Here is a 16,074-nt window from a genome sequence, read left to right as displayed (position 1 = left end):
CAAACGTCCGAGCTCCGCCTGCGGCATGTTCCGATGACCCGTTCCGGGGTAACGGGGCAAGGAGCTCTGCGATGAAAGACGGCGCGAACTTCTCGGTGAACCCTACGCGTGACGACGGCAGTCCTACGCGCCGCGATGTCCTGGCGGCCGGCCTCGGCGGCCTCGGTCTGGCCGCGTTCGGTCTCGGCGGCTTGGTATCGAAGCAGCTCTTCCCGCAGCCCCTCGTCTACGAGCTGCCGGCGTCGGCGCCGCCGGACGCCTCGCTCGCGCCCACGCCCGCGTGTGTCGAGCGGCCCGCGACGGACCGCACGGAGGAGGGGCCCTTCTACGCCCCGAACACGCCGCTCAAGAAGGACTTCCGGCGCCAGGGCCACCGCGGCCGCGAGCTCGTGCTGCGGGGCCGCGTGCTCGACGTGCGCTGCCGCCCGATCTCGGGGGCCGTGATCGATCTCTGGCAGACCGACGAGAACGCGCTCTACGATAACGTCGACTACGGGTACCGCGGCCATCAGCTCACCGGCCCGGGCGGCGAGTTCGAGGTGAGCACGATCTTCCCGAAGGGGTACGTGCTCTTCGGCTTCGCCCGGTCCCCTCATATCCACGTCAAGGTGCAGGGGGCGAGGACAAAGCTCCTGACCACGCAGATCTTCTTTCCGGAGGATGCGAAGAGCCATGCGAACGACCCCACGTTCAATCCGAGGCTCGTGGTCGACCTCGGAGAGACCGCCTCGGGCCTTCCGGTCGCGACCTTCGACTTCGTCCTGGAGGACGCGTGACGCCCGCGCGAGCACCCGCCTGGATCCGCGTCGTGATCGGCGCTGTCGGCGCGGCGGTCTTCGCGCTCGGCCTCGCGTGCTTCGTCATGCCCGCGCGGCTCTTCGGTCCCGATGCCTACCGGACGCTGGCGCGCCTCCCGATCGGGCTCCTCGGCGCCGTGGCGATCGGGATCGCGCTCGGGACGGCGCGGGCCTTGCGCCACGCGACCGTGGACGCCGTACACACCGCGGCGGCGACGATGCTCGGCGCGGCCATCCTGGTGCCGCCGGTCGTCATGTTCAACATCGGCGCCCTCGACAACCTCACGACGGGGACGCGCGCCTTCACGATATCCGTCCTCGTCGCCGCCTTCGTCGGCGCCCCGCTGCTCTTGAGCCTTCGTGTCCTCAAGAGAATGCGCCGCGCCCGAGATCTGCTCAGATGAGCGAGGCGCGTTTGCGCCACGCGCTGGGCGTCATGCCGAAGCGACGGGCGAACGCGCGCGAAAAGTGGCTCTGGCTGGAGAACCCGTGCTCGACCGCGACCGCCAGGAGCTTCCTGTCCGGACCGCCGAGTTGCAGCGCCTCCGCGGCGCGCTGCAGCCGACGCTCTCGAATCCAGGCCTCGACGCTCGATCCGCTCGCCGCGAACAGCCCATCGAGGTGCCGCCGGCTGACCCGTTGCGCAGAGGCCACCCGCTCGGCCGTCAGGTCAGGATCCGCCAGCTCGCGCTCGATGAACTCGATGGCACGCTCCACCCGGACATGGACGCGCGCAGTCCGACGCGCATCCTGCGCGGCGGACGACATCCTCGCCGAGGCGTCGAGCGCCGCGAGACCCGCCTCCTGCTGCACGCCGTCGATGTGAGGCGCCGAGGACCAGAGGTTCAAGAGGAGGTCGTGCAGCAGCCGATCGACGGCGTTGTCCTTCGTCATGACGCGGAGCGCCGCGCGCCCCCACATGCCACCTCCGAAGGAGCGCGATGGAACGCGCGCAAACAGCCACCGCTGCGCGGGATCGCTGCCGGTCGCCGTGCGCACCGTTCGTATCGCGTCGTCGAGGATCACCATCGAGCCGGGCGTGAGCTCACAGGTGGCCATGGGCTGCTCGATGACGCAGCTTCCCTCGAGCTGAAGCAGGACAGCGTGCCCTCCGCCGGTCTCGGAGCGCGGCTCGTGCACCGACCGCGGCGGCCCACCGTCGATCATCATCATCTCGGCGGCGCCGAGCGGGTGGGACGAGACCGCCCTCCGGGGCGACAGCCCTGGCGCCGTGCCTTCCGCGGAGCGGCGAAGCTGCTCGCACGGCGAGGGGTCCTCGCGCTCCATGTGAACATGGAAGCAACGTGAGCCGGCTCTGTCAAGCCGGGCGGACGGAGCCGCTGGCGGGACTCGCCATCCCGTCGCGTCGACGGCGTCTCGTTCAGCCGTCTTTGCGCGGGCGCGCCTCGTCCTCGAGGTCCGCGGGTCCCCGCCAGGGCTCGGGCTGGAGCTCACGTCGAAACAGCGGCAACGACGTCCTGGAGAAGCTATGCTTCTCCGCGATCTGGCGTCCCTCGAAGTAGAAGACGTCGAGCCCCTGCCAGTCGCGCCCGCGGCCGAGGGCGCGGCGGAGCAGCGTGGCGCCGAGGCGGCGACGGAGCGATCCGCGCGCGGGGACGTCGAGGTGGTGACGGCAGACCCAGCGCAGCACGGCGCGGCCGCGCGCGGCGTCGACGATCAAATCTTCATTGATGAACTCGAGGCGTCCGTAGGCGCCCTGAAACTGAGGCTCGAAAGCCGCCCGAATGGCCGCGCGTCCGTGGTGCCGCTTGCCGTCCATCGGCACGTAGAGCGCGTTTTCGTGGAAGTAGGTCATCGCCTCGTCGAGGTTTTCGCGATTGAAGGCGTCGCAGAAGCGCAGCACGAGCCGCGCGAGCTCGTCGGCGTCGGGCCGGTCCGCGGCCAAGGTGAGCGAAGTAGGCGAAGGGGCAGCTGGGGTGGGGGACTGGGATGACATGAGGCAACCTATAGCCCATGCTTATGCCCAGGCCAGCGCAGAGCGAGGTCGGCCTCCGCGTGAAACGCAGCTAGTTCCGCCTGTGAGAGGCCTTGGCAGGGATCACGGCGAGAGAAGAGAGATTTAACGCAAAGGCGCAAAGGCGCAAGGGCGCAAGGGCGCAAGGGCGCAAGAATACAGAGAAAATTCTGGTTTGCGCCTTTGCGCCTTTGCGCCTTTGCGTTAAATCTCTCGGGATCCCTGGCCGAGGCTTGTGACGCTCGGAGCTAGGCTCCGGATCTCGGATGGCAGCGAAAGGTCTCCTCAGGGCGACCGGGCGCGTACGCCGCCGGAGATGCCTGCCGTCGTCGCGCCCCCCGAGACCGCGCCGAATCCCACGGCTCGCGCCGGTTCTGCACCGCAAATTCGTCCCTGGGCGGCGCGGTGCTAGCTCACCGCTTCTCGCTCCCCGGCGCGGCCGCGCCGGCGCCCTGCGCCGCGCCCGGTGTCGCGTCGACGGCCCCCGGCCCGAGCAGCGTGCCGCACATCGTCTTGCACAGGATGTCGTGCGCCTTGCACTCGCACTTGCCCTGCGCCTTCAGCTCGAGCTTCTCCCGCATGTCCGCGATCGTGAACTGCGCGAGCCGCTCGACCCGATCCATCTGCCACCCCTCCTGGATCTGGCGCGGCGTCCGCGGGTCCGTGGCCTTGCCGTCGGGCTCGGCGCAGCAGCGGAAGCTCAGGAAGTAATAGTAGAACCCCTCGTCGTGCGTGTAGATCTTCGGGCGGCACTGGTTGCGCACGCCCTTGTACCAGGGGCCGCCGGTGTGCACGCTGTCGAACTTGCCGCGCCAGCCGCCGGTCGTCTCGCTCGCCACGACCTCATCGGTGTTCGCGGGCAGATCCGCCACGCCATAGTCGCTGATGCACTGCGGCTGCGACCCGCTCCTCACCCCCTTCCAGAGGCGCGCCAGCTCGCCCGGATCGCGCTTCGCGACCTTCTTCATGTCGGGGTCGTCCCAGAGGTGGTCGCCGTTGCACTTCGTCGCGTCGCGCGAATACCCGTACGGGAAAGGCTTCATCTCGGGGCCCTCGCAGGCGAGCGTCCACTCCGACTCGGTGCAGAGGCGCTTGCCGACGGCGGCGCACTTGATCTGCGCCTGGTGGAACCGGTTCATCACCTCGGGCCGCTCGCCCTTCTTGTTCGGCCACTCGTACGTGTCGATGCAATACCGCTTCTTGGTCTTCTCGCCGGTGCAGCGGCCGGGCGTGGGGGCGAACTCCTCGCAGACGGTCTTCTTGTTCGACTTGTCGTACCAGCTGCGGAGACACGTGTGCTCGACCTCGCTGCAGTACTCGCCGTCGACGAGCTTCATGTCGGCCGGGCACACCTGCGACGCCGCGCCGCCCGCGCTCTCCCCGCCGGCCGCACCGGCCTCGGCAGGAGGCGCGCCCGCCTCCGCCGCCGGGGGCGCCGCGCCCGCGGTCCCGGCGGGGGAGGGCGCGGCCGCGGGCGGGGGCTCTGGGCGTTCATCGCGCATCGGGCCCGCCGGCTGGGCAGGCTCCGGCGGAGCGGCAGAGCAGGCGGCGGCGAGCGTCAGGGCGGGGAGGGGGAGCAGGAGGCGTCGCATGCCGGGCGTCATAGTCGAAATCGCGGCCAGAGGGACCAGGCGCCGCGCGCTCATCACCGGCGATGAGGCCATTCAGCCGGCCGACACGGGGTGGAACAACATCAACGGTCGCGAGTACACGAGCCCGGCGGGGGGCGCCGGGGACCTCGAGTTCGCTTGCATCTTCGATCTCTTCGAGGAGCGGTCCTGCGCCCTCGCGCGGCGCCCGCTCAGCCCGGCTTCGGCGCCCGCATCCGCGCCGGGTCCACGGTCACGTCGCGCGCCACCTTGCCGAACGTGATGACGCTCCGGTCGCCGTTCTTCTCCTCGATCACGACGCGCCGCACCGACCAGAGCTCCGGCCCCGAGGTCATCTCGAGGCTGCGCACGTGCTTCGCCACCTCCTCGGCCCGCGGCCGCGCGGCGAGCGTGATCCCGTCCGCGCGGCTCGGGATCGACAGGTCGTAGCGCGCCCGGAGCTTGCCGAGGTCGCCGCCGAGCAGCACGAGCAGGTCCGAGAGCACCGCGCCGAAGCGCCCCGCCGCGCCGCGCCCCGCGCCGGCCGCGCCCTTCGGGGTCGCGAAGCCGAAGCCCTCCGGCGTGAGCCAGTAGGTGATCGCGTCCGGCGGCTTGAGCTCCCAGCGCAGGCGATCGGGCAGGACGAGCGTCATCTCCCCGTCGCTCTTCACCGCCGTCGCCAGGAGGCCGATGCTCCGCTCCTGCGTGAACGGGGCGACCAGCGTCTTCACCGACGCCCGCGCCCGCGTGATCTCGGCCAGCGCGTCGCCCACCTCGTCCGCGCGGCCGCGGCCGGACAGCGAGAGCGCGCCGCCGCACGCCGCGAGACCCACCAGGAAAGATCGCCTCTGCATCGCCGTCGTTCTCCTGTTTCACTCGGACGAGCCGCGCGGGCCCGCGATTCGATCCCACACGCCCAGCGCGCGGGCAAGCGAGCCCCGGCGGCGCCCCGTCCGGTCAGCCGCGCGCCGCAGCGCCCGCGAGCGCGCCGCGGGCTCGCTCCGCCCGCGCGCGCTCAGTCCACGTTCAGCCCACGTTCAGCCCGCGTTCGGCCCGCGTTCAGTCCACGTTCGGCCCGCGCTCAGTCCGCGATCGGGTCGGGCGTGTTCGGTCCGCTCGCCGGGAGCTCCGGCTTCACGATGTAGTCCTTCGGGAGCTCGCCCGTCAGGCACTTGAGCCACGTCACGATCTGGTCGACCGTCGTGTGGCTCAGGTCCTTGCCGAGCTGGTGCTTCGCCATGAGCCGCACCGCCTCCGGCAGCGACGAGACCGAGCCGTCGTGGAAGTACGGCGCCGTCGCGGCCACGTTGCGGAGCGTCGGCACCCGGAACACCATGAAATCGGCGTTCTTCTTCGTCACCTCGAAGCGGCCGCGGTCCATCGTGTCGGGCCACGCCCTCACCAGGCCGAGCTTCTGGAACATCGTCGCGCCGATGTGCGGGCCGAAGTGGCACGTGACACAACCCACGTCGACGAACGCGTTGAAGCCCTCCTTCTCGGCCTCGGTGAGCACGCGCGGATCCCCCTCGAGGAACCGGTCCCATCGCCCGCGCGCGAACAGCTTGCGCTCGAACGCGGCGAGCGCGCGCGCGGTGTTGTTCACGGTGACGGGCCACGGGTCGTTCGGGAACGCCCGGCTGAACGCCTTCACGTAATCGGGGATGGAGCGCAGCGTCGACTCGAGCCGCACCGGCGTCATCGCCATCTCGCTCGGGTTCATCATCGGCCCGTTCGCCTGCTCCTCGAGGCTGTCGATGCGGCCGTCCCACATGAGCGCGAAGAACCCGGCGGAGTTGTAGACGCTGGGCGTGTTGCGCCGGCCGCTCTGGTGGGCGTGCCCGATCGACACCTTCATGCCGTCCGCGCCGTAGCGATCGAGCGGGTGGCACGAGTTGCACGAGAGGTCGTGGTTCTTCGAGAGCCGGCTGTCGAAGTAGAGCATCCGGCCGAGGTGAATCTTCTCGTCCGTGAGCGGGTTGGTCGACGTCGTCACCACCGAGGGCAGCGGGCCGAAGCTCGCGAGCCGCTCCGGATCCAGCATGATGCCCTCGCCCACGCCGACCGGCGCGGCGGCCGCCGGCGCGGCGGCGCCCGCCGGCGCGGCGGGGCCCGCCGGCGCGGCGCCCGTCCCGGACGCGGCCGCGGTCGTCTTCTGCACCAGCCAGGCGCCGACGCCCGCGCCGGTGACGGCGACCAGCGCCGCCGCCGCGAGCAGCGGGGCTGCCCTGCTGCCGCGGCGCGAGGCCGCGGGGGCCGGCTCGCCGCCGCCCGCGACCACGGTCTGCTGGAAGGGCACGGAGGTGCCGGTCACCGTGCGCGACGAGGGCGGCCCGTCGGGCCGGTGGTCCATCCCGCGCCCGGTGGTGCTCGTCTGGTGGCCGACCGGCGTGACGTGCTCGGGCCAGCTGCGGGGCGTGCTGACCGGCGTCGGCGGCCGACGTGTCGCGAGCTCGGCGCTGTCGCGCCAGCTGCGGGGCGTGGCCACCGGAGTCGGCGGCCGACGCGTCGCGAACTCGGGGCCCTCGGGCCAGTTGGTGGCCGTGCCCGGCGACGTGGGCGGGCGCCGCGTCGGGGCGTCGGGGTTCGGGAACGAGCGCGAGGGCGGCGGGACCTGCGACTGCACCGAGTCGGGCAGCGGCTGCAGCATGTCCTCGTGGATCGAGATGCCGTGCGGCAGGAGCGACCGGCAGGCGTCCAGCATCTCCAGCGCGCTCTGGAAGCGGAGGTTGCGGTCGATCTGGAGGGCGCGGTGCGCGATCTCGGCGACCTCGGGCGGCACCCAGGGCGCCAGGCCCTGGAGGGGCGGCGCCGGCGTCGAGCAGATGGCGACGATGAGCTCGCCGAGCCCGCGGGAGTTCCGGTACGGGGTGCGGCCGGTGAGCATCTTGTAGAGGACGATGCCGAGCGACCAGAGGTCCGTCCGGAAGTCGACGTCCTTCATGTTGCGCGCCTGCTCTGGCGACATGTAGATCGGCGAGCCGATCAGGTTGCTCGTGGCGGTGAGCTCCTGCTGGAACTCGGCCGCCTCCTCCGCCTGGATCTTGGCGACGCCGAAGTCGAGGAGCTTGACGGAGACCTCGCCCTCGTCGCGCCGGGCGAGGAACAGGTTCGCGGGCTTGATGTCGCGGTGCATGACGCGGGCGTCGTGCGCCTTCTGCAGGCCCACACACGCCTGGCCGACGATGCAGAGCGCGAGCTCGGGGTGCAGGGGGCCGAGCCGCCGGAGCAGCTGGTCGACGTCCTCGCCCGAGAGCAGCTCCATGACGAGGTACGGCAGGCCCGTCGCGCGGTCCCTCCCGCTATCGAGCACGCTCGCGATGTGCTCGCTGTCGATGGCGCCGGCCGCCCTGGCCTCGCGCTCGAAGCGCGCCATGACGGCCTCGTCCTGCGCGAGCTTGCTCGTGATCACCTTGACGGCGACGCGGCGACCGGTCCCCAGGTGCCTTGCCTCGTAGACCGCCCCCATTCCGCCCTCGCCGAGCAGCCCGAGGATGAGGTACCGGGAATCGAGGGTGCTGTTGATCAAGTTGATTTCAGTCATGGTCCGGTCGACCAGGTCACCGCTTCCGTTGCCGTGACCTTGCGCCCCGGATCGCATTGTCGGCCGGAAGCTCGCGCTAGGCAATCATGCGGTAGGGGAGCGCCGGACGAGAGGTGTCCTAGCCCCGGTGTACGGGCGTGGGTGAGGGGTTGCGCTCGACAGCTTATTGAAATGCCCCAGGAAATCGGCGCGTGCGCCGCCCTGGCACACCTGCGCCCGGGGCGGGGCGTGGAGCTGCCGGGCTCAGGTGTTCAGCCGCCGGGCGCGGGGCGTGCAGGCGGCGGGCTCAGGTATTCCGCTGCCGGGCGCGGGGCGTATAGTGCAAGCAGCGGGTTCGGGCATTCAGCCGCCGGGCGGGGAAGTCGACGCGCCGGCATCAGGTGCGGCGGCGCCGCGCTCTCCGCCGGGGTGGGGCGAGCCGGCGCGCTCCCAGGCGGCGTAGTCGCCGCTCGTGAGCAGCGGGTCCTCGGGGAGGGCCTCGGGCTCGGCCGCGTCGAGCGCGGGGTCGAACGCCGGGTCGAGCAGCCGTCCGAGGTCGAAGCGCAGGAAGCGGCCGGCGAGGTGGGGGCCCTCGCTCACCCAGAGGACGCGCGCGGTTGCGTCCATGACGACGGCGTGCGTGGCGATGAGCGCGTCGATGGCGCGCCGGTCGCCGAGCGGCAGCGGGGCGCCGCCGGGGCCGCGCCGGTCGCGCAGGACGTCGACCGCCCCCTCCACCGTGACGCCGTCGGGCAGGGCCGCGAGCCGCTCGTCGAGGCGGGCGCGCCGCGCGTGGGTCGAGGTCTCGGCCTCGACGCGCTGGTTGCGCGGGTCGCCGGCGAGCGGCCCCTCGAAGTGGTTCGTCAGCGGGACCCTGTCGCTCCCGCGGCGCGCGCCGCCCCTGCGCGCGTGGAGCGGCGCGCCGGGCGCCCGCTCGGCGATCGCGACCTCGCCGGCCGCGTCGACGAGCATCACGAGGTGCGAGACCATCGGCGCGTGCGCGGGGTCGTCGAGCAGGGCGAGCGCCTCGTCGACGCCGCGCGCGCGGCCGAGCACCGCGCGCATCGTGTGCACGACCGGCTCGCCGGCGGCGCGCGGTTCGCCCGCCCGCCCGCCGTGGACCACGAGCGCGAGGCCCTCGGCGTTCATCCCGGTCACCGCGCCGACGAGGCCGGGCCACGCGACCGAGGCGTAGGGGATCTTGCCCGCCTCGTGGACGAGGAACACCGCCTTGCCCTCGTCGAAGACGGGGCCCGCCTCGAAGTCGAAGTTGCGGGCGAGCAGCGCGTGGCCGCCCGCCGAGGCGCCGCCCGTGAGCGCGAAGCTCGTGCAGCCGATGAGCGGGGAGTGCTCGAACGAGAGCGCGATGTCGTAGAGCGACTGGAGGAAGACGAAGCGGTGGTACGTGGGCAGCACCCCGTCGAACGGGTCGGGCGCGAAGGCGCGGGCCTGCGCGGCGATCTCGCGCCTGACGCCGTCGGCCATGCCCTGGTCGACGCCGCGGAACTGGAGGCGCGACAGGTCCATGAGCAGCCACCGGAGCGGCGCGACGGGCACGTAGCGGCGGAACTGGTCGTAGAGGGTGCCCTCGTTCTGGACCATCTCCGGGTAGAAGAGCCGGCCGTGCTGGTGGCCGATCTCCTCGGGCGAGCCGGCGAGGCGCGCCTCGAGGATGCGCCCGCGGGGCCGCGCGTAGGCGGGGCCGAGCACGCGCAGCCCCGCCGGCCCGGCCGCGGGCTCGCCGGCGGTGGCGCGGATCGGCGGCGGCTCGATCCGCGTGGCGGCGCCGACCGCGAGGTGCGCGAGCGCCGGCGCGACGAGGAGCGCGGCGGCCGCGATGAGCTTGCGGCGGTGGCGCACGCCCGCCCCCGATCTCAGGGAGACGCCGCGGTCGGTTGGGACGGGCGCGGGTCGAGCTCGGGGACGAGCGCGCTCGCGACGGCGGCGCGGCGCGCGGCCGGGGCCGGGGCCGGGGCGGCGGGCACGTGGCGGAGGCCGCGCGTGAGCGCGAGCGTCGCGAGCACGCGGGTCACGATCCGCGCCGGGTCGCGCACGCTGTCGAAGTGCGTGAGCCGCTCGTCCTCGGGCGGGTAGATGACCCGGATCGGCGCCTCGACGATGCGGGCGCCGGCGGCCACCGCGCGCAGGAGGATCTCCGCCTCGAAGGCGTAGCCGTCGTCGCGCGCGCCGAGCGCGAGGGTGCGCCGGAGCGGGTAGCGGCGCAGGCCGCACTGCGTGTCCGCGAACGGGCGGCCGGCGAAGAGCGAGAGGAAGAAGTTCGAGATCCGGTTCGAGATCTGGTTGGCGCGCGGCGCGCCGGCGCCGACGAGGTCCCGGACGCCGAGCACCAGCGCCTCCGGGTCCGGGTCGGCGTCGAGCAGGCGCAGCGCTTCCTCGGGCGGGTGCTGGCCGTCCGCGTCGATCGTGATCGCGACGTCGAAGCCCGCGGCGAGGGCGAACTCCATGCCGGTCCGCAGGGCGGCGCCCTTGCCCCGGTTTTCCGGGTGGATCAGCACGGAGGCGCCCGCCGCGCGCGCCCGCTCCGCCGTCCGGTCGCTCGATCCGTCGTCCACCACGATCACCGCGCCGGCCAGCTCGCGGACCCGCAGCGTCTCGCGTGTGACGTCCCCAACGTTGCGCTCGGCCTCGTAGGCGGGAATGATGGCGCAAATTCGCATGGACCCTGCCGCGATTACCACGGTGTGCCCTGGATGAACAGCGGCAGGCGCGATCTGTCCTCCACGTCGTCAGGGCTTCCGTGGGTTCCGTGACCTCTGCGACCTCCGTGGATGCGCGACCGCGGGCGCGGCCGGGCCTGCTCCGCCGGCGTCCTTATCTCCGGCGCGTCTGGCTGAGCGAGATCGTGTCGCTGCTCGGCGACTGGATGAGCCTCGTCGCGGTGAGCCTGCTTGCGCTCGGGGACGGGAGCGGGGTCGTGGCGCTCGCGCTGGTGATGGTGGGGCATCACCTCCCGATCGCGCTGTTCGCGCCGGTGGCGGGGGTGCTTGCGGATCGGCTCGACCGGCGGTGGCTGCTCGTGGTGACGAGCGTGGTGCAGGGCGTGCTCACGCTGGCGATGGCGGGCGCGGTCGTCCTGGGCAGCGTGGCGGCGGTGCAGGTGCTCGTGTTCGTGCGCGCGTCGGTGGGTGCGCTGCGTTTTCCGGTGCAGAGCGCGGTGCTGCGGCACGTCGTCGAGGAGGACGAGCTGCTCGAGGCGAACGCGATCTTGTCGGCGACGTGGAGCGTGATGCTCGCGGTCGGGATGGCGGCGGGCGGCGCGATCGCGGCGCTCGGCCCGACGACGGCGCTCGTCCTGGACGCGGCGTCGTTCGGCCTGGGGGCGCTGCTGCTCGGCGGGTTGCCGCCGATGGTGGCGGAGGGGCGGCCGGCGGAGGGCGGCGTCGCGAGCGCGATCGCGTCGGTGCGGCGCGATCTGGCGCTCGCGTGGCGGCATGCGTGGGAGCGGCCGCGGCTGCTCGCTGCGGTGCTCGCGAAGACGCCGGTCCATTTGGCGAACGGCGGGGCGCTGCTGCTGCTCAACGTGATCGCGGCGCAGCGCGCGTTCGCCGGGACGGCGGCGCTGACGCTCGGGCTGATGCAGTGCGTGCGCGGGGCGGGCACGGGGATCGGGCCGCTGGTTGGCGTGGCGCTCGTCCGCCGCGGCGTGCGGGGGGAGGTCGCGGCGGCGGCGGCGGCGTGGACGGCGTTCGGGGGGATCGCGGCGGTCGCGCTGGCGCGGCACTGGCACTGGGCGGTGCTGCTCGGGGTGGCGTTCGTGTGGGGGCTGGGCAGCGGCGCGAACTGGGTGCTGTCGAGCTCGGAGCTGCAGCGGCTGTCGCCGGACCGCTTCGTCGGGCGGCTGTCGGCGGTGGACAACCTGGCGCTGACGATCGGGCTGTGCGCCACGATGCTGGGGGGCGCGGTGGTCGCGGAGCGGATCGAGGCGCCGGCGTCGGCGGCGTGGATCGGGCTCGGGGCGGGCGTGCTCGCGTGGATCGGGCTGGAGTGGATGCTGCGGCGGCGGGCGGCGGCGACGGGGGCGGCGGAGCTGGCGGTGGCGGAGCTGGGGGCGACGGAGGTGCGCTCGCCGCAGGAGACGGGGTCTTCGGGGGCGCCGGAGACGGAGCTTTCCTTGCCGCCGGAGACGGAGCGCAGGTAGCTTGCCGGGCCGATGATCCCGGATGTGTGGGCGCCGTTGCGTGGGCTCAGCGTTCGCCGCTGCGATGACGAGGGGCTGATCAACGGAACGTGGGTGGCCGGCGTGGCCGGCGAGCCGCCGCGGTTCGTGGTGCAGCGGGTGAGCCCGATCTTCGCGCCCGAGGTCCACGACGACATCGAGGCGGTGACCGCCCACCTGGCCGGCCGCGGCCTGCTGACGCCGCGCCTGCTGCGCGCCGAGGACGGCGCCCTCTGCGCGCGGGATGGCGCGGGCGCGGTGTGGCGGGTGATGGACTTCGTCCCCGGCCGCACGCACCACCGGGTCGACTCCCCCGCGCTCGCGCGCGCGGCGGGGGCGCTGGTCGCGCGGTTCCACCGGGCGGTGGACGACCTCGAGCACACGTACCGCCACGTCCGCGTCGGCGCGCACGACACGGCGCTGCACATGGAGAGGCTGGACGGCGCGGCCACCGGAGGAGGGGAGGGGAGGCGGCTCGCCGACGCGATCCTCGACGCGTGGCGCACCTGGCAAGGGCGGCTCGACCTGCCGCTGCGGCATTGCCATGGCGACCTCAAGATCTCGAACCTGCGCTTCTCCGAGGCGGAGGAGGGGATCTGCCTGCTCGATCTCGACACGCTGGCGCTGCAGTCGATCGACGTGGAGCTCGGCGACGCGTGGCGGTCGTGGTGCAACCCGGTCGGGGAGGACGCGACCGAGGCGCGCTTCGATCTGGAGGTGTTCGCCGCCGCGGTCGCCGGCTACCGCGAGGTGCGGCCGTTCGGCGCGGAGGAGCGGGAGGCGCTCGCGGACGCCGTCGAGCGGATCGCGCTGGAGCTCGCGGCGCGGTTCTGCCGGGACGCCTTTGAGGACCGGTACTTCGGCTGGGATCCGGCGCGGTTCCCGACGCGGGTTGCGCATAACCTGCACCGGGCGGCGGGGCAGCTCGCGCTGGCGCGCTCGGCGCGGCGGCAGCGGGGGGAGATCGCGCGGCTGCTCGCGGGGGGGTGACGGGCGACGCTGCGCGGGAGCGGCGCTGCGTCGGGCCAGCATGTCGGGATATGGGCAGGGGCCTGGCCGAGCAGGCGGCGGGCACGTCAGGACATCGGGCAGGAGCCTGACCCCGGGGATCCCTCGGTATGATCAACGCGCGGCGAGCCTGGCGTCGCATGGGCATGAAAAGAGCGCGCTCGAGGCGTGGCGGCGCTACGGAATGCAGATGTTGGGGAGCACGCTCACGGTGTCGCTCAGAGCGTTCGCGACGGCGAGGTCGGGCTTGCCGTCGCCGTTCATGTCCGCGGCCGCAACCGAGTGGGGGCTTTCGCCCGTCGGGTAGTCGAGCTGGGGGGCGAAGATGCCGTCGCCGTCGTTGAGCAGCACGCTCACGCTGGCGCTCAGCGCGTTTGCGACGGCGAGGTCGGGCCTGCCGTCGCCGTTCATGTCCGCGGCCGCAACCGAGTGAGGGCTTTCGCCCGTTGGATAGTCGACCTTATGGCCGAAGGTGCCGTCGCTGTTGTTGAGCAGCACGCTCACGGTCGCGCTACCATCGTTCGCGACGGCGAGGTCGGGCCTGCCGTCGCCGTTCATGTCCGCGGCCGCAACGGAGCTGGGGTGGTCGCCCGTTGGATAGTCGACCTTGGAGGCGAAGGTGCCGCCGCCGTGGTTGAGCAGCACGCTCACGGTGTCGCTGGAGGCGTTCGCGACGGCGAGGTCGGGCTTGCCATCGCCGTTCATGTCCACGGCCGCAGCTGAGCTGGGGATCTCGCCCGTCGGGTAGTCGACCTTGGAGGCGAAGGTGCCGTCGCCGTGGTTGAGCAGCACGCTCACGCTGGCGCCGAGAGCGTTCGCGACGGCGAGGTCGGGCTTGCCGTCGCCGTCGATGTCCGCGGTCGCAACCGAGCTGGGACCATAACCCGTTGGATAGTCGACCTCAGGGCCGAACGTGCCGTCGCCGGTGTTGAGCAGCACGCTCACGGTGCCGCGAAAAGCCTTCGCGACGGCAAGGTCGGGCCTGCCGTCGCCGTTGACGTCCGCGGCCGCGACCGAGCTGGGACTTCCGCCCATCGGATAGCCGACCTCAGGGCCGAAGGTGCCGTCGCTGTTGTTGAGCAGCACGCTCACGCTGGCGCTGAACTCGTTCGCGACGGCGAGGTCGGGCTTGCCGTCGCCGTCGATGTCCGCGGCCGCGACCGACCTGGGGTTTTCGCCCGTCGGATAGTCGACCTCAGGGCCGAAGGTGCCGTCGCTGTTGTTGAGGAGCACGCTCACGCTGCGGTCTCCGCGGTTCGCGACGGCGAGGTCGGGCTTGCCGTCGCCGTCGATGTCCGCGGCCGCGACCGAGCTGGGGCTTTCGCCCGTCGGATAGTCGACCTCAGGGCCGAAGGTGCCGTCGCCGTCGTTGAGCAGCACGCTCACGCTGCGGTCTCCGCGGTTCACGACGGCGAGGTCGGGCTTGCCGTCGCCGTTGATGTCCGCGGCCGCGACCGAGCTGGGACCTTCGCCCGCTGGATAGCAGACCTCAGGGGCGAAGGTGCCGTCGCCGTTGTTGAGCAGCACGCTCACGGTGTCGCTACCGCCGCTCGCAACGGCGAGGTCGAGCTTGCCGTCGCCGTCCATGTCTGCGGCCGCCACCGAGCTGGGACGATGGCCCGCTGGATAGTTGACCTTGGAGGCGAAGGTGCCGTCGCCGTTGTTGAGCAGCACGCTCACGGTGTTGATGAACGCGCTCGCGACGGCGAGATCGGGCTTGCCGTCACCGTTCAGGTCATCGGCCGCGACCGACTCGGGGGCAGCGCTCGTGAGGTAGTTGACCTTGGGGGCGAAGGTGCCGTCGCCGAGGTTGAGCAGCACGCTCACGGCGTCGCTGCCACCGTTCGCGACGGCGAGGTCGGGCTTGCCGTCGCCGTTCACGTCCGCGGCCGCAACCGAGCTGGGATGATGGCCCGTTGAATAATCGACCTTGGGGGCGAAGGTGCCGTCGCCGTGGTTGAGCAGCACGCTCACGGTGCCGCTACCACCGTTCGCGACGGCGAGGTCGGGCTTGCCGTCGCCGTTCAGGTCCGCGGTCGCGACCGCCTCTGGGTCAGCGCTCGTGGGGTAGTCGACCTCGGGGGCGAAGGCGCCGTCGCCGTTGTTGAGCAGCACGCTCACGCTGGCGCTGTAGTAGTTCGCGACGGCGAGGTCGGGCTTGCCGTCGCCGTTCAGGTCCGCGGCCACCACCGAATCGGGACCGCTCCCCACAGGAAAGAACGGCACGCCCGTGAACCTGGGTTTTCGACAGATGCAGGTCCCGTTGCCGCAGCTCTCTCCCAACCCACAGACCACGGGGCTACTGGTCTTGCACGCAGCGGTGGTCGGATCACAACCGATACAGGGATCGCAGTCAGGACCGTTGTTCTGCCAGCTCCCGCTCTCGTCGCAGCCCTGCGGGATGTTTCCGGAGCACTGGAAATCCCCTGGCGTACAGGTTTGCACGCATTTGCCGCCCGAGCAATGAAACCCGGAGTCCGGGTCGCACGGCTCCCCCGCCGCCCACTGCCCTTCGTCGTTGCACGTCTCGGGCGTCAGACCCTTGCACCGCTTCCCGGGCGCGCACTCGCCGACGCACTCGCCGTCCTTGCACGTCCGGTCCATGCACGCGGGACCTTCGTCCCGCCAGCTCCCCGACGCGCCGCAGCGTTGTGGTTGCTGGCCTCTGCACCCCTTGTCCCCGGGGCCGCAAACACCCACACACAGGCCCCTCACGCAGGTCTGGTTGTTCGAGCACCCGTCCTCGCTCGATGTACAGATGCACGTCTCGCTGGATGTACAGGTACACCTGCCGTTCTGGCACCCCTCTCCGCACGCCGGCTGGTTCTCCCATACACCGCTGGCATTACAAATCAGGGGTGTCTTGCCATCGCACTTCACGTCGTCGGGCGAGCACGCGATCTCGAGCTCGTCGATCCCCAGCACCCCGTCGCAGCTCGACACACAACCGGCCCCGATCAAGAGCACCACCAGTGCCACGAAGACCCTCGCGATCCTGCTCTTCACCG

The 16,074-nt window shown here is 72.2% G+C and carries 12 protein-coding genes; 4 read left to right on the top strand and 8 right to left on the bottom strand.

The window, feature by feature from the left end; genetic code table 11:
- Positions 1-71: 71 nt before the first annotated feature.
- Entirely contained in the window at positions 72-776 is a 705-nt protein-coding gene (locus tag WMF43_RS39510) for a hypothetical protein (RefSeq protein WP_437672961.1), read from the top strand.
- Between the two features lie 32 nt (positions 777-808).
- Complete coding sequence (locus WMF43_RS39505; protein WP_437672960.1) at positions 809-1,201, top strand: hypothetical protein; 393 nt, start codon at positions 809-811, stop codon at positions 1,199-1,201.
- Here the strand turns inward: WMF43_RS39505 and WMF43_RS39500 are convergent.
- From WMF43_RS39500 to WMF43_RS39470, 7 genes are all read right to left on the bottom strand, one after another.
- The gene (locus WMF43_RS39500; protein ID WP_437672958.1) at positions 1,194-2,084 is read right to left on the bottom strand and encodes a helix-turn-helix domain-containing protein; all 891 of its coding nucleotides are present in this window, start codon (positions 2,082-2,084) and stop codon (positions 1,194-1,196) included. The two genes, WMF43_RS39505 and WMF43_RS39500, sit on opposite strands and share 8 nt — an antisense overlap.
- A 94-nt stretch (positions 2,085-2,178) precedes the next feature.
- Positions 2,179-2,754, bottom strand: coding sequence for a YybH family protein (locus WMF43_RS39495; RefSeq protein WP_437672956.1), 576 nt, complete (start codon positions 2,752-2,754; stop codon positions 2,179-2,181).
- Between the two features lie 431 nt (positions 2,755-3,185).
- Positions 3,186-4,364 carry an SUMF1/EgtB/PvdO family nonheme iron enzyme gene (locus tag WMF43_RS39490; RefSeq protein WP_437672954.1) on the bottom strand — a complete coding sequence of 393 codons (1,179 nt, stop codon included), beginning with the start codon at positions 4,362-4,364 and terminating at the stop codon, positions 3,186-3,188.
- A 209-nt stretch (positions 4,365-4,573) separates the two neighbouring features.
- The gene (locus WMF43_RS39485) at positions 4,574-5,215 is read right to left on the bottom strand and encodes a LolA family protein (RefSeq protein ID WP_437672952.1); all 642 of its coding nucleotides are present in this window, start codon (positions 5,213-5,215) and stop codon (positions 4,574-4,576) included.
- A gap of 227 nt (positions 5,216-5,442) precedes the next feature.
- On the bottom strand, positions 5,443-7,902 hold the full coding sequence (locus WMF43_RS39480; protein WP_437672950.1) for a cytochrome c peroxidase: 2,460 nt from the start codon (positions 7,900-7,902) through the stop codon (positions 5,443-5,445).
- A 342-nt stretch (positions 7,903-8,244) separates the two neighbouring features.
- On the bottom strand, positions 8,245-9,741 hold the full coding sequence (locus tag WMF43_RS39475; RefSeq protein ID WP_437672948.1) for a C45 family autoproteolytic acyltransferase/hydolase: 1,497 nt from the start codon (positions 9,739-9,741) through the stop codon (positions 8,245-8,247).
- A 14-nt stretch (positions 9,742-9,755) separates the two neighbouring features.
- Positions 9,756-10,559, bottom strand: coding sequence for a glycosyltransferase family 2 protein (locus tag WMF43_RS39470; protein ID WP_437672946.1), 804 nt, complete (start codon positions 10,557-10,559; stop codon positions 9,756-9,758).
- 107 nt (positions 10,560-10,666) lie between these two features.
- Between WMF43_RS39470 and WMF43_RS39465 the strand changes: the two genes are divergently transcribed.
- Both WMF43_RS39465 and WMF43_RS39460 read left to right on the top strand, forming a co-directional pair.
- Positions 10,667-12,040 carry an MFS transporter gene (locus WMF43_RS39465; protein WP_437672944.1) on the top strand — a complete coding sequence of 458 codons (1,374 nt, stop codon included), beginning with the start codon at positions 10,667-10,669 and terminating at the stop codon, positions 12,038-12,040.
- Positions 12,041-12,052: 12 nt separating this feature from the next.
- Positions 12,053-13,048 carry a phosphotransferase enzyme family protein gene (locus WMF43_RS39460; protein WP_437672942.1) on the top strand — a complete coding sequence of 332 codons (996 nt, stop codon included), beginning with the start codon at positions 12,053-12,055 and terminating at the stop codon, positions 13,046-13,048.
- Between the two features lie 195 nt (positions 13,049-13,243).
- On the opposite strand, the gene WMF43_RS39455 is transcribed toward WMF43_RS39460, so the two are convergent.
- Entirely contained in the window at positions 13,244-16,072 is a 2,829-nt protein-coding gene (locus WMF43_RS39455; protein WP_437672940.1) for an FG-GAP-like repeat-containing protein, read from the bottom strand.
- Positions 16,073-16,074 lie beyond the last annotated feature (2 nt).

Origin of the sequence: Sorangium sp. So ce131 (assembly GCF_051519095.1) — a bacterium.
GTDB lineage: Bacteria > Myxococcota_A > Polyangia > Polyangiales > Polyangiaceae > Sorangium.
Note: the sequence above shows the minus strand (reverse complement) of the source record. Positions and strands in the feature narration are given on the sequence as shown.

Excerpts from the sequence above, each read along its gene's own strand:
- WMF43_RS39460 (WP_437672942.1), top strand. The coding sequence starts at position 12,053 with ATGATCCCGGATGTGTGGGCGCCGTTGCGTGGGCTCAGCGTTCGCCGC.
- WMF43_RS39470 (WP_437672946.1), bottom strand. The coding sequence starts at position 10,559 with ATGCGAATTTGCGCCATCATTCCCGCCTACGAGGCCGAGCGCAACGTT.
- WMF43_RS39490 (WP_437672954.1), bottom strand. The coding sequence starts at position 4,364 with ATGCGACGCCTCCTGCTCCCCCTCCCCGCCCTGACGCTCGCCGCCGCC.
- WMF43_RS39485 (WP_437672952.1), bottom strand. The coding sequence starts at position 5,215 with ATGCAGAGGCGATCTTTCCTGGTGGGTCTCGCGGCGTGCGGCGGCGCG.
- WMF43_RS39495 (WP_437672956.1), bottom strand. The coding sequence starts at position 2,754 with ATGTCATCCCAGTCCCCCACCCCAGCTGCCCCTTCGCCTACTTCGCTC.
- WMF43_RS39500 (WP_437672958.1), bottom strand. The coding sequence starts at position 2,084 with ATGGAGCGCGAGGACCCCTCGCCGTGCGAGCAGCTTCGCCGCTCCGCG.
- WMF43_RS39510 (WP_437672961.1), top strand. The coding sequence starts at position 72 with ATGAAAGACGGCGCGAACTTCTCGGTGAACCCTACGCGTGACGACGGC.
- WMF43_RS39480 (WP_437672950.1), bottom strand. The coding sequence starts at position 7,902 with ATGACTGAAATCAACTTGATCAACAGCACCCTCGATTCCCGGTACCTC.